Annotated in this window: 11 protein-coding genes; 6 read left to right on the top strand and 5 right to left on the bottom strand. The window is 48.9% G+C overall.

Annotation, left to right across the window (positions count from 1 at the left end; all coding sequences use genetic code 11):
- The first annotated feature begins 108 nt into the window (after positions 1 to 108).
- A complete protein-coding gene (locus ACYVFD_RS28340; protein WP_461093893.1) occupies positions 109 to 945 on the top strand; it encodes a universal stress protein in 837 nt (278 codons plus the stop codon).
- Positions 946 to 1,098: 153 nt separating this feature from the next.
- On the opposite strand, the gene ACYVFD_RS28335 is transcribed toward ACYVFD_RS28340, so the two are convergent.
- Entirely contained in the window at positions 1,099 to 1,944 is an 846-nt protein-coding gene (locus tag ACYVFD_RS28335; protein WP_461093892.1) for a helix-turn-helix domain-containing protein, read from the bottom strand.
- Positions 1,945 to 2,100: 156 nt separating this feature from the next.
- On the opposite strand from ACYVFD_RS28335, the gene ACYVFD_RS28330 reads away from it, so the two are divergent.
- Positions 2,101 to 3,093: a phytanoyl-CoA dioxygenase family protein gene (locus ACYVFD_RS28330; protein ID WP_461093891.1), complete on the top strand. Its 993-nt coding sequence runs from the start codon at positions 2,101 to 2,103 to the stop codon at positions 3,091 to 3,093.
- Between the two features lie 216 nt (positions 3,094 to 3,309).
- Here ACYVFD_RS28330 and hemN read toward each other — a convergent pair whose 3' ends face one another.
- On the bottom strand, positions 3,310 to 4,668 hold the full coding sequence (gene hemN / locus ACYVFD_RS28325; RefSeq protein WP_461093890.1) for an oxygen-independent coproporphyrinogen III oxidase: 1,359 nt from the start codon (positions 4,666 to 4,668) through the stop codon (positions 3,310 to 3,312).
- A gap of 246 nt (positions 4,669 to 4,914) precedes the next feature.
- Between hemN and ACYVFD_RS28320 the strand changes: the two genes are divergently transcribed.
- The 4 genes from ACYVFD_RS28320 (at position 4,915) to ACYVFD_RS28305 (ending at position 9,910) form a co-directional block, all read left to right on the top strand.
- On the top strand, positions 4,915 to 7,479 hold the full coding sequence (locus ACYVFD_RS28320) for a heavy metal translocating P-type ATPase (protein WP_461093889.1): 2,565 nt from the start codon (positions 4,915 to 4,917) through the stop codon (positions 7,477 to 7,479).
- 288 nt (positions 7,480 to 7,767) lie between these two features.
- A complete protein-coding gene (locus ACYVFD_RS28315; protein WP_461093888.1) occupies positions 7,768 to 8,943 on the top strand; it encodes an MFS transporter in 1,176 nt (391 codons plus the stop codon).
- A gap of 86 nt (positions 8,944 to 9,029) precedes the next feature.
- Positions 9,030 to 9,749: a cytochrome c biogenesis protein CcsA gene (ccsA, locus tag ACYVFD_RS28310; protein ID WP_461093918.1), complete on the top strand. Its 720-nt coding sequence runs from the start codon at positions 9,030 to 9,032 to the stop codon at positions 9,747 to 9,749.
- Between the two features lie 14 nt (positions 9,750 to 9,763).
- A complete protein-coding gene (locus ACYVFD_RS28305; protein ID WP_461093887.1) occupies positions 9,764 to 9,910 on the top strand; it encodes a CcmD family protein in 147 nt (48 codons plus the stop codon).
- Between the two features lie 207 nt (positions 9,911 to 10,117).
- Here ACYVFD_RS28305 and ACYVFD_RS28300 read toward each other — a convergent pair whose 3' ends face one another.
- From ACYVFD_RS28300 to ACYVFD_RS28290, 3 genes are all read right to left on the bottom strand, one after another.
- The gene (locus ACYVFD_RS28300; RefSeq protein WP_461093886.1) at positions 10,118 to 10,876 is read right to left on the bottom strand and encodes a LytR/AlgR family response regulator transcription factor; all 759 of its coding nucleotides are present in this window, start codon (positions 10,874 to 10,876) and stop codon (positions 10,118 to 10,120) included.
- 80 nt (positions 10,877 to 10,956) lie between these two features.
- Positions 10,957 to 12,066, bottom strand: a complete 1,110-nt coding sequence (locus ACYVFD_RS28295) for a sensor histidine kinase (RefSeq protein WP_461093885.1) — start codon at positions 12,064 to 12,066, stop codon at positions 10,957 to 10,959.
- 137 nt (positions 12,067 to 12,203) lie between these two features.
- Entirely contained in the window at positions 12,204 to 12,557 is a 354-nt protein-coding gene (locus ACYVFD_RS28290) for a T9SS C-terminal target domain-containing protein (protein ID WP_461093884.1), read from the bottom strand.
- Positions 12,558 to 12,649 lie beyond the last annotated feature (92 nt).

Here is a 12,649-nt window from a genome sequence, read left to right as displayed (position 1 = left end):
AAAAGCTGATTATCATGTCGATTCATGACTGCAATCATCGTTGAAAAAATCGCGCTCTGTACCTTTACAGTTGACTAATCAGCACCCGAAAAGCGTTGTAATACTATCATGAAAACCATTTTAGCACCGGTCGATTTCTCAAAAAATTCGGAGAACGCTCTGCATTTTGCCAGCAATCTCTCACAAAAACTACAGGCCCGGCTTATTATTTTTCATTCGTTCCATACCCATCATACGAGCGCCTATGTATCAGCGAACTCGTTTGACCATGAAATACGTACGATAAAAGAACATACCGACCAGAAATTAAAAGACCTGTATACGAGTGCCGGTTCCAGCGCCTATTCAACCCCCGAATATATCAGCAGTGATCATGAGTTTCATGAGGAACTGCTTCATCTGGTAGCTGAAAAAAACGTTGACCTGATTGTGATGGGCACGCAAGGTTCGGGCAGCAAACTGGAAGGAAAACTGTTTGGTACCACTACGTCGTGGGTGGTCGAAAAAGTGAAATGCCCCGTGATAGCTATACCAGAGAACCTACGGCTGCAAACCCTACAGAACATAGTGTATGCCAGCGATTATCTACCGGGAGATAGTAGTAATCTGCAAAAACTAGCCCCGATTGCCGAAGCATTCAAGGCTACCATCACGGTTATTCACATAGCCAAAGACGAATCGGAGGACGCTGTACAGACGCTGGAGAGTTTTGAACAGCAGGTAAAAACCGAAACCAATCTCTCCAACATCACTTTTCAACTCGTAAAAGGCAACAGCGTAGAAAAAACACTGGAGCAGTATCTGGACGAGAATAAGGTAGACTTACTAGTGATGTCGGCTCATCAACGCAGCTTAACCGAAAAGCTCTTTGGTAAAAGCATGACAAAGATTATGACGCTTCACTCCCATATTTCCCTAATGATTTTCCATCAACAGGTTAGCTAAAATAGCGCTGATCACTTAACATGTTGTGCTGTCAGATGAAAGCATCTGACAAGTTAGGTTTTGAGAAACCTAACTTGTCGGTTACTAATAACCGACATCACGAGACATCACGAAGACGCTTGTTAGCTAAAACCTCATAGTTCGAACGTCAAACTAACTCCGATGCCGTTTTTTAAACTGTAGCGGGTTTTCGCCCGTAACGCGCCGGAAAATCTTAGTAAAGTACGACAGGCTTTCGAAACCACAGGCAAAACAGGCTTCCGACACAGTCTGATCGACCAGCAATAATTTCTGCGCCTGATTGACCCGGTATTGGTTCAGAAATTGCGTGAAGGTCAGGTGAGTCATACGTTTAAAATACCGACAAAAGGCCGCTTTGGTCAGGTTGGCCACGGCCGCAACTTCATCGATCTCAATTTTGCGGGTGTACTGCTCCGCAATAAACTGATTTACCTTTTTGAGTCGCAACTGTTCCGTCAGGTTATACGCATTGGTCACGGCTTCGCCTTGCAGCGATGTCCATTCGGTACTGGTAGCCAGTTGCTGAAAAATAGTCAGCAGCTTCATCAATCGCTCAAATGGCGATAACTGAGTTAGTTTCTTCAATTGCTCACCCACGTCCTGCTTGGTCTGCCCGTAAAACGAAACCCCTGACTTGGCCCGCTCAAACAGGGTAGTAATGGCATTGAACTCGGGAGCCTGCCAAAGCGTATCGCCCAGAAAATTCTGCTTCAACTGCACAACCACTTTCTGGTGCTCTGTCTGAACGCCGTAGTCGAAATTGAGGTGCGGAATATTGGGCCCGATAAACACCAGATCACTGCCTTCGTAACGCGAAATATGGTCGCCCACATGGCGGGTCCCACTGGCTCCTTCGATATACACGATTTCGTATTCGGGATGATAGTGCCAGAGAAACACCTCACTCAGATGGGGCGTCAACAGCAGGTGGAATGAACTGTTGACATCGGGGCTGATCTCTTCTAAAACGACTTTCAACGTAGCCTTCTTTTTGCCAATAAATATCCAAACAAGGTGATAATACGGAAGCTAAGAGCAATATAGTACAAAAACTGGCAATTTCTGTCATAACACGTCTCCTATCAGCGACACTAACTTTGTTACAACAAAAAACACTAAAAATACAAACCGACTATGGAAGCGACGCAGACAATGGCCCCGACGATGATTCTGAACAACGCCCATAAAGACATTCCGGGCAATCCATCGACGGCTACCAGCAGCAAACTCAAACTAAGCGACCGTTCGAACCGTGGCGACGGACCGGGTCAACCGTTACGAGTACTTTCGGAAGAAGACTGGCAATTCTGGATCACGAACGGCTATGTGGTGATTAAACAAGCAGTCCCGAAGGAAAACGCTGAGCGTCTGGCAAAACTTCTATGGGAATTTGAAGAGAAAGACCCCACTGACCCAACCACCTGGTATGCGCCACCCCGCGCTGAAATGAAGATGAAAGAGCTGACGGGCAGCGGCATGGTCGAACTCTACAACCATCAATATGAGTGGGATAACCGGCAGTACCAGCGTGTTTACGATGCGTTTGTCGATATATGGGGCACCGAAAAACTTTGGGTCACCATCGACCGGGCCAATCTGAACTTCCCGCTACGGCCACAGGACACCTTCAAAGGCTTTATTCACTGGGATTACGACCCCGAAACTCGTCCACAAAATGTGCAGGGCGTACTGGCGCTGGCCGATCAGACCGACGAAAACATGGGCGGCTTTCAGTGCATTCCCGAACTGTATCGAACCTACGACACCTGGAAACTAACCCAACCTGATGATCGCGATCATTTTAAGCCGGATACAACGGGGTTCGAACTAGTAAAAGTAAAAATGGAAGCGGGCGATCTATTGATTTTCAATAGTACCCAACCACACGGCATTCGACCTAATCGCTCAGCCGACAAGGTGCGGATAGCGCAATACATCTCGATGATGCCTGCCGAAGAAGATAACGAAGCCCTGCGTCAGTGGCGAATCACCTCCTGGCGTGACCGCGTAGCCCCCGAAGGTTATGCTTTCCCCGGCGACCCACGCGGCTGGGAGAAAACCCGTTACCAAACCGCCGAACTGAGCCCGCTAGGCCGGAAGTTGCTGGGGCTGGATAAATGGGAGTAAATACTAGTCAGGGATGGTCAAGAGTGGACAGGGATTGTCCTCTCCGTGGCCTGTGTCCTCACAGGCCACTTGTGCGTCAGCCAGGAATAACCATCCGGTAGAGTGGCCTGTGTCCTCACAGGCCACGGAGAGACAAATTATTAATTCCTGACAATGCTTGTCAACCTTTGACCATTTCTGACAATACCCGGCCATTCTTGACCACATCTGACCATTTCAAACCGTCTGCGAAAATAGTCGGGTTTGTGGCTTAGCGTAGTTCAGTCGTTCATCGAACGCCATGCAGATATTCCGTAGAAAGGGGCGGCCTTCGGGCCGAACCTGTAAGCCTTCGGCATCGTAATCGATCAGGCCGTCGAGCCAGAAAGCCTCCAGCCGAGTTTCCAGCGCTTCCCACTCGCGCTTCGACCAGTTGCCCAGGTGCCAGCTCGTTTGTCCTTTGCACATAATGTTCAGAATCTGCCGACGCAGAAACTGATCCTGATCGTCCAGAACATGCCCGCGAAGGAGTGGCAATTCTCCAGCTAATACCCGATTCATATATACGTCCACATCTTTCTCGTTCTGGGCAAAAGCCGTCCAGACATCGCCAATGGATGAGGCACCCAGGCCAATCAACACCTGCGTTTGCGCGGTTGTGTAGCCCATAAAGTTTCGGTGGAGCGTACCGGCTTCCATTGCTTTGTACAGTGCATCGTGCGGACGAGCGAAGTGGTCCATCCCAATTTCGACATAGCCGCCCTCTTCCAGCAATGCCCGTCCGGTTTCGTAGAGAATACGTTTTTCTTCACCCGATGGCAAATCCTCGTCCCGAAATCCTCGCTGACCGTTTCCTTTTAGCCAGGGCACATGCGCATACGAGTAAAACGCAATGCGGTCGGGACGGAGAATCAGCGTCTGGTAAATCATGTCGATGATCGAATTAGTAGTCTGGAAGGGTAATCCAAACACCAGATCATGACTGATGGATGTATAGCCAATCTCCCTTGCCAGCTCCGTTACGCGTTCTACGTTCTCGACGGGCTGAATCCGATGAATGGCCTTCTGTACAACCGGATCGTAATCCTGAATGCCAAAACTCACCCGCCGAAAGCCGAAGTCGTATAATATCTGTAGGTGTTCGCGGGTTGTGTTGTTTGGGTGGCCTTCCCAGCCATAATCGGGCGATTCGGTGGAGGTAGCCTGATTAAAAATGCCAGAAAGCAGTCGTTTTAGTTGATCGGGCGAAAAGAAGCTCGGCGTTCCACCACCCAGATGTAACTCGGCAATGCGTGGCTTTTCGGGAAGCAGATCGCAGTAGATGTTCCATTCCGCCAGCAGCGCATCGATGTAGGGGTTTTCTACGCCATGGTTTTTGGTAATGCGTTTATTACAGCCGCAAAACGTACAAAGGCTTTCGCAATAGGGCAGATGGATATATAGGCTGATGCCCGTTTTGCTATTGCTCACCGAAAAAGCCCGATGCAGGTTACGTATCCAAGCGGTTTCACTAAATGTTGTTTCATCCCAGAAGGGCACGGTCGGATAGCTCGTATAGCGCGGACCGGGAACGTTGTATTTCTGAATGAGTTGCATAGGGGCTGGGAGCGAGGAGCGTGGTGCTGGGAGCAGGGTGCATGGAGTAAGTATACAGGTTTCAATGATGAACATCCCACCTAGCACCCAGCACCCAGCACCCTGCTCCCAGCACCACGCTCCTCGCGTTTTTGCAAATTTCTCTCCCCAATAACTCCAAAATCCTGAGCCCTATCAGGCTGATTCCTGATGATTATCAGGGTGCGCATCCTATCGCCGTGCCAATTTGCGTCCAAATTCTGAACGATGAGTACGGCAACGATTTCCCCAACGGTCTGCTACCACTGTGGCAATGAATGTCTGGACGAAGACCTTGTGTTCGATGATAAACACTTCTGCTGCGATGGCTGTAAAACGGTATACTCCATTTTGAGCCAGCATCAGCTTTGCCAGTATTATGCCATTGACCCAGGTGCCGACGGCCTTCGGCCAGGGAATACACAAACCAACGTTGCTCAGCAAACCCGTCTGGAATTTTTGGACCACCCCGACATCATCGCCCAATTACTGGAATTTTCGGGCGATTCTGTCGCGAAGGTCACGTTTTACGTACCCACTATTCACTGTAGTTCGTGCCTGTGGCTGCTGGAGCATTTGTACCGGATCAATCCGGCTATCCAGCAGTCGCGGGTCGATTTTTTGAAAAAGCAGGTTTTCGTAACCTACAATCCATCCGAGATTACGCTTCGGCAGGTGGTCGAATTATTGAGTTCGATTGGTTACGAGCCGCTGATCAGCCTGAACGATGTGGTGAAAGAAGGGCAGAAAGCTTCTAACCGACCGTTTCTGTACCGACTGGGTGTAGCCGGATTCTGCGCGGGCAACATCATGCTGTTCAGCTTCCCCGAATACCTTGGCCTCGACGATGTATCGTTTAAGCATATGTTCGGCATTCTTAACTTGCTACTGGCTATTCCGGTCGTTTTCTATTCAGCATCCGGCTATTTTGAATCCGTTTGGTCGAGTCTCCGCAAAGGGATTATCAACATCGACCTCCCGATTTTGCTGGGTATTCTGGTAGCTTTCTTCCGGGGGTCTTATGAAGTGCTGTTTCTCGATGGAGCCGGTTATTTCGACTCACTTACAGGGCTGGTTTTCTTTCTGTTATGTGGCAAATGGTTTCAGCAGCGTACCCATGAGTTTCTCTCTTTCGAACGAGACTACAAGTCCTATTTTCCACTGGCAGTTACGGTAGTTGGAAGCAAGGGGCAAGGGGCGGGGAGCGGGGAGCGCGTGATTCCAGTGGCCCAACTTCAGAAAGGGGATCGGATTCGGATTCGTAATCAGGAGTTAATCCCTGCCGACGGTTTACTCTACAAAGGCAATGCCCTAATCGATTATAGCTTCGTAACAGGCGAATCGGAGCCAGAAACTAAAGAACCTGGCGCGTTATTGTATGCGGGTGGCAAACAGGTGGGCGAAGCCATCGAACTGGAAGTTGTCCGTGATGTATCGCAAAGTTACCTGACCCAACTCTGGAACAACGATGCTTTCCAGAAGGATAATGAATCCCGCATCCGCACCTTTGCCGATGCGGTAGGCAAGTATTTCACCATTACGGTGATTACACTGGCTTCTGCCGCCGGGTTGTACTGGTACCTGCAACATGATCCTTCACGAGCCGTAAACGTGTTTACAGCCATACTCATCATTGCCTGTCCGTGTGCGTTGTCACTCTCCTACCCATTCGCACTGGGCAATGGGTTACGACTGCTGGGAAAACGGCATCTGTACCTTAAAAACGCCGACGTCATCGAACAAATGGCCGCTTGCGATACCATCGTATTCGATAAGACGGGTACGTTGACGGAAGTAAAGAGTGCCACAACGGATGTTGAAAGAGTGAAGACCGGGCTGGCGTTCCAGCGAAAGAGTGATGATTCGGGAGTAATTGAGGAGCTTTCGCCCAGGTTGACGTCTATTGAACGAAGTATGATTGCGTCGCTGGTGCGGCACTCGGCTCACCCGCTTAGCCGGAAACTGTCGACTCATCTGGCAGGCTGTTCATCGTTACCCATCGACCTGTTTACAGAAGTACCCGGACATGGCATTCAGGCTGTGGTCGATGGGCAGATTGTAAAACTAGGAACGCGTTCGTTCGTCAATGCGTCCGTGATGGCCTGTGAAGACGCTTTATCGGGGAGTATGTTTTCGTCTTCACTCCCTCGGGCTATGGCTTCGCAGCCCGAAACGAACATTGCCGCGCCCTCCGAGTCGGCAGTTTATGTCAGTATTGACGACGAATGTCGGGGTCGCTTCCGCTTCCCAAATCAATACCGTTCTGGTCTGGATAACCTGCTCGCTGGCCTGAACAAATCGTACCAGCTATATCTGCTGTCGGGCGATAACGACCATACAAAAACGGAACTGAAGCAGTGGTTTCCCGACGCTGGACAGATGCATTTCAACTGTCGACCTCAGGAGAAATTAGCTTTTATCAAGCATTTACAGGCTACCGGCAAACGGGTCATTATGGTAGGCGACGGCCTGAACGATGCGGGGGCGTTAAAGCAAGCCGACGTAGGTATTGCCGTCACCGACGACACCATTCAATTTACCCCCGCCAGCGATGCCATTCTTGAAGCAAACGCGCTGGTTCAGCTACCCAAATTTATGGACTTCAGCCGATACAGCATGCGTGTCATCCGGTTCAGCTTTGTGGTTTCGCTGCTTTACAATGGTATTGGCCTGAGTTACGCGCTGTTTGGCAACCTGTCGCCAGTTGTGGCCGCTATTCTGATGCCCATTAGTTCAGCGACGATGCTGGCCATTGCTACGTTTGGCATTCGGAGCTACCGGGGCTGGAAATGATTTTTTCGACAGGATTGACAAGATTTACATGTTTTTTATCCTGAGGCTGTTTAAACTTTTCGTTTTGTAGAAAATGTAAGACTCTTTTTGTCATTCTGACCGGGACGCGTAGTCGAAGGAGGAATCTCAAATCGCTCATTAGTCAAGCTTGAGATTCCTCCTTCGACTACGCGTCCCGGTCAGAATGACAAAAAATCGATCCAGTTATAGCGAAAATTAGAAAGTTTAAACAGGGAACCTGTTTATCCTGTAAATCCTGTCAAAAGAACCTAGAGCTTATCTTTGAGGATGCTCTCTTCCTCAAAGACCAATCTTCAACTAATCGTTGTCGTATTTGCCCAGTTTGCGGGTACGTCGCTCTGGTTTGCCGGAAACGCCATCCTGCCCGAACTGCAAGCCCTTCTGAAAACAACCGAATTTACGAGTTGGATCACCTCGGCCGTACAGATTGGCTTTATCTCGGGTACGCTCATCTACGCCCTGTTAGCCATTCCCGACCACTTTCGGGCCACGCAGGTCTTTCTGATTTCGGTCATGCTGGCGGCAACAGTCAACTTGCTCTGGCTTTTTCTTCCGATAAAACCTGTAACCGTACTGGTAAGCCGTTTTCTGACAGGTTTCTTCCTGGCCGGTGTTTATCCGGTAGGCATGAAAATAGCCGCCGACCGATTCAAACCTATCTTAGGAAAAGCGATGGGGTTTCTGGTCGGGGCATTGGTAGTAGGAACGGCCTTTCCGCACCTGATTCGAGGATTAGGCAGCAGCTTACCCTATCGCAGTCTGATGGTATCAGTAAGTTCGCTGGCGATTGGTGGTGGGCTTTTACTCGTTTTTCTGGTTCCGGCCAGCCCTGTTCCAGCTTCGAAAGCCCAATTTCGATTTCAGGCACTGCGCGCTTTGCTTCAACCATCCGCCTTTCGTCCGGCTATGCTGGGTTATTTTGGGCATATGTGGGAGCTATACACGCTATGGGCCTTTTTACCCGCGCTGATTAGCTATTACCAGCAGCAACACCCTGATGTGGTAATATCCACATCCCTTTGGGCATTTGGAGCCATTGGTGCAGGGGCTTTAGGCTGCATCGGCGGAGGCTATCTCGCCCTGCGGATTGGAAGCGCCCGTATAGCTCGGTCATTATTGATAACCTCTGGCCTATGCATTGTTCTGTTGCCTTTAGTATTGAAAGCTCCCGTAGCCGTATTTGGCCTTTTTCTGTTGATATGGGGAAGTTCCGTAGCGGGTGATTCACCCCAATTTTCAACCCTTGTAGCCAGTCATGCCGCCGTCGAAAACCGGGGCAGTATCCTTACACTAGTCACCTGCCTGGGGTTTCTAATTACGGTTATTTCGATTCAACTAATGGCCTGGCTCGTTATGAAAATCGGCCTATCCGGCTGGCTATTTTACATCCTGCTCCCCGGCCCCATATTAGGCGTCCTAGCCATGCGAAAGGAACGGTCGTAAAGACTATCTATTTCGTCGGGTATGGTATAACTTGTCGATTCCGGGCTTCTTAACACAGAATGCCCATTTCTAAAATTGCTCTGTCTATGCTCAAACACTGGTGGAAAGCCCTGACCGTTCTTATTCTGGCCTATGTGTTTATTGCGGGGCTGATGAGTCCCGTCCCCAAATTACCCATATTACACGAAGCCATCCGCAACACATTTTTCCACCCACCCCTTTGGATTGCCATGATGACCATGCTGCTAGGGTCGGCCATTTTTTCCGTTCGCTACCTGCGAAAAGGGAAACTGGACGACGATCTCATAGCCGTTGAGCTGGCTAACACCGCTCTGCTGTTCGGTGTGCTGGGCTGTATTACCGGATCGGTATGGGCTTACTTTGCCTGGGGTGATCTGTGGCCAAACGATCCCAAGACCAATGGAGTAGCTGTCGGCATGCTTTTGTACCTGGCCTATTTCATATTACGAGGATCGGTCGATGATGAGACCCGCCGAGCCAGACTATCTTCGGTCTACAATATCTTCGCGTTTGCGGTTTTCATTCCCCTCATTCTTATTCTGCCCCGATTAACTGATTCCCTACACCCTGGTAATGGTGGCAACCCCGGCTTTAATCAGTATGACGCCGACAACTCGATCAAACGCATCATCCGACCCGCTTTTGTTGGTTTTACCCTACTCGGTTTTTGGATTACCCAACTGCGAGTGCGCTTACGCCGGGTAGAAAGTCATTTAGACGAACAGCAAGAATTGGAAAAATCGGCCAGCAAACGCTCAGCCGATATACAAAATCTTACGAATTAATAAGCTTGTGTACCATGGATCAGTTAGCAGAAATCTTAAGGCAGGATGGCAAGATTTGGGTGGTTGTAGCCGTGATAAGCATCGTCTTAGCAGGTTGGCTATACTACCTGCTCCGAATTGGCAGTCGAGTAAGCAAAGTCAAGCGAAGGGTTACTGAGTAATCCCGTTAAAAAATACTTTCTAATCAACGTGAGAACTCATCGGTTCGCCCGTATTTATGTCGGCTTGACAAATTCACACCTGATTTTTCTGTAAAGGAAAAGTTTAAACAGTCAATAAGAACAGTCTAAGCCGAATTTACCAAAACTCTTTTATCTTATCTTAAAAAGCAGATGGCTCTAGCCAAGCCAGAGCTTGGACCCGACACATTACCGCCCCAGCCAGTCTTTAAAATCGGCGATGCGGCTTAGACTGACCAACACTTCCTGGCGGGAAACGGGACGGAGATCAACTTTTAACTTACCGGCAGAGTAAACGTGAATGTTCTGAATGGCTGTTCGAGCTACTAGAAACTGCCGGTTTACCCGGAAAAACTGCGACGGGTTCAGCATGCCTGTCAGTTGATCGAGGCTGTACTCAAGTGGCAACAGTTGTCCTTCTTTGGTGGTCAAAAAGGTGGCTTTTTCCTCAGAGAAAAAATACGCGATTTCGCCAGTTTCGATACTTCGGATTTTGGTGCCGATACTGACCATAAACCGCTCCTTAAACGGCGACTCCCGAAATTGTTGCACCACCTGAAGCAGTTTGGTCAGATCAGGGCTGGACGATACGCTTCGCAGGGTTTTAAACTTGTCGAGTGCGTTAATCAATTCGTCGTAATCAACGGGTTTGAGCAGGTAGTCGATGCTGTTGACCTTAAAGGCCTTGATCATGTACTCATCATAGGCCGTCGTAAAAATGATGGGTACGGTCAACTGAATCTGCTCGAAAATGCTGAACGCCAGCCCATCCTCCAAGTGGATATCCATCAGAATCAGATCGGGTACGGAATGCTGGCTAAGCCACGCAACCGACTCACTCACCGAGGGCAATTGCGCCAGCACCTGCACGCTAGGATCATATTTCTTGAGCATCCGCTCCAACTGTCGAGCCGAGCGGTCTTCATCTTCAATAATGATTACGTTCATGTTTTAAAGAGTGAAAGAGCGAATGAGTGAAAGAGTGAAAACCGGCTCGTCGCTCATTCACTCTTTCGCTCTTTCACTCTTTATGTTAAAAGTGGGATTTTGACGATAAACTGCCCTTGCTCTTCGCCGAACCAGACAGGTCGGTCAGTTAGGAGCGAATAGCGGTTGGCAATATTGGATAATCCGATACCGGTCGATGGTTCGGGCTGGTCGCGTGCCTGAATGGGGTTTTCGACCAACAGCCACTCCTGATCAGTATAGATGCGAACCTGAAGCTTTTCACGCTGCGACATCCGGTTATGCTTTACCGCATTTTCCACCAACAGTTGCAATGTTAAGGGGGCAATTCGGTATTGGAGCTGAGTGGACTGCGGCACATCGATCAGGACGTCGAATTTGTTCTCGAAGCGAATTTTGAGCAGAAAGGTATAGGCCTGAATAAAATCCAGCTCCGTTGCCAGCGGTACCAAATCCTGATCGCGCTGTTCGAGAATATACCGATACGCTTTGGACAATCGCTTGATAAACTGCTCCGACAAGTCGACATCTTCGTGGATTAACGAAGTCAGAATACTTAAGCTGTTGAACAGAAAATGAGGACTAAGCTGGCTTTTCAAGGCTCCAAACTGGCTCAACAAGGCCTCTTTCTCTAGCTTTTCTGCCTTTAGCTGAACATCTTTTAACTGCCGGAACGAGCGTTCGCTGATAGTTAGGTAAAAGGCCGTGAGCACAATAACGATGGAAAATACATTGTTAGCCCGACCAATGTAGGCCATCACTGCAGGTGGAAAAGGAGAAGGGCCACGGCTAGGCAGCAACGACGGCCAAATTTGCTTAACGACGCGCAACATCCCGAATAAAAGCATGGGGAATAGTTTCGTAAACAGAAGGGCTAGTGAGAACGAAATCAGTAAGGTAAGCAGAATGGATCGCCAATTAAACTGCATCAGGATGTCGCTGCTGAACCGATGTTCCAATTGCCGTTGGCACCAGTCAGTAGCACTGATCCAGAGATAATACAACCCTATATTGATTATGCTGAACAGGATAAAAAAAGGGATAGCATGAATCAGAGCCGTTGTGTTTCGAGCTGATTCCGGCAGATTGACGTAAAGCAACAAGGGCGAAAAAAGCACCAATAACCGAATGGCTAATTGCCACTTCTGGGTCGATGTAAGCCGGTTATCCATAAATAGACGAAGCGTATACTATTGAAAAACTAATGGTACCCATCAGCCAAACTACTATTCCCTAATTTAAGGGAATTGGTAGAAACACAAAAACCGGTACAGAAACCGGTTTTTGTGCATGGGTGCAGCCCAATAGATTACGATTCCAGCATGACGAACGTTTCGGCTGGGCGCTCCTGTACAACAAATGTTTTAACCGTATTTATATCGCCCACTTTAACATCTACACGATAGGTGCCTGTACTCAGTTCATCCAAAACAAACCGCTGCGTAACTCCCTGACGCAAGTCTATTGATTCAGTATATAATAAGTGGCCAGCCTGGTCGTGCAACGCTACCGTAGCTTTGGCTACTTCGGGAGCAATCACCAGTTTGAGTTTGTTATCACTAGTGATCGATATAGCCGCAGCAGGTGCTTCGTTGGTAGTTGTTTTGGCGAATGATGCGGTACCGGCTACCAGTCCTAGCATCAGAATGAATAACTTTTTCATGGTCTGTTCTCGATTTGTTTTCGTTTGACAGGAGCAAAGTTGTCGCCCGTTGAACAGACCAGAAAATCAATCACGACGAATGCAGGAAAAAG

The organism is Spirosoma gilvum, from assembly GCF_054776815.1.
Note: the sequence above shows the minus strand (reverse complement) of the source record. Positions and strands in the feature narration are given on the sequence as shown.

What these genes read in the sequence shown, in the direction of transcription:
- ACYVFD_RS28340 (WP_461093893.1), top strand. Translation starts at nt 109, where the DNA reads ATGAAAACCATTTTAGCACCGGTCGATTTCTCAAAAAATTCGGAGAAC.
- ACYVFD_RS28330 (WP_461093891.1), top strand. Translation starts at nt 2,101, where the DNA reads ATGGAAGCGACGCAGACAATGGCCCCGACGATGATTCTGAACAACGCC.
- hemN (WP_461093890.1), bottom strand. Translation starts at nt 4,668, where the DNA reads ATGCAACTCATTCAGAAATACAACGTTCCCGGTCCGCGCTATACGAGC.
- ACYVFD_RS28320 (WP_461093889.1), top strand. Translation starts at nt 4,915, where the DNA reads ATGAGTACGGCAACGATTTCCCCAACGGTCTGCTACCACTGTGGCAAT.
- ACYVFD_RS28315 (WP_461093888.1), top strand. Translation starts at nt 7,768, where the DNA reads ATGCTCTCTTCCTCAAAGACCAATCTTCAACTAATCGTTGTCGTATTT.
- ccsA (WP_461093918.1), top strand. Translation starts at nt 9,030, where the DNA reads ATGCTCAAACACTGGTGGAAAGCCCTGACCGTTCTTATTCTGGCCTAT.
- ACYVFD_RS28305 (WP_461093887.1), top strand. Translation starts at nt 9,764, where the DNA reads ATGGATCAGTTAGCAGAAATCTTAAGGCAGGATGGCAAGATTTGGGTG.
- ACYVFD_RS28300 (WP_461093886.1), bottom strand. Translation starts at nt 10,876, where the DNA reads ATGAACGTAATCATTATTGAAGATGAAGACCGCTCGGCTCGACAGTTG.
- ACYVFD_RS28295 (WP_461093885.1), bottom strand. Translation starts at nt 12,066, where the DNA reads ATGGATAACCGGCTTACATCGACCCAGAAGTGGCAATTAGCCATTCGG.
- ACYVFD_RS28290 (WP_461093884.1), bottom strand. Translation starts at nt 12,557, where the DNA reads ATGAAAAAGTTATTCATTCTGATGCTAGGACTGGTAGCCGGTACCGCA.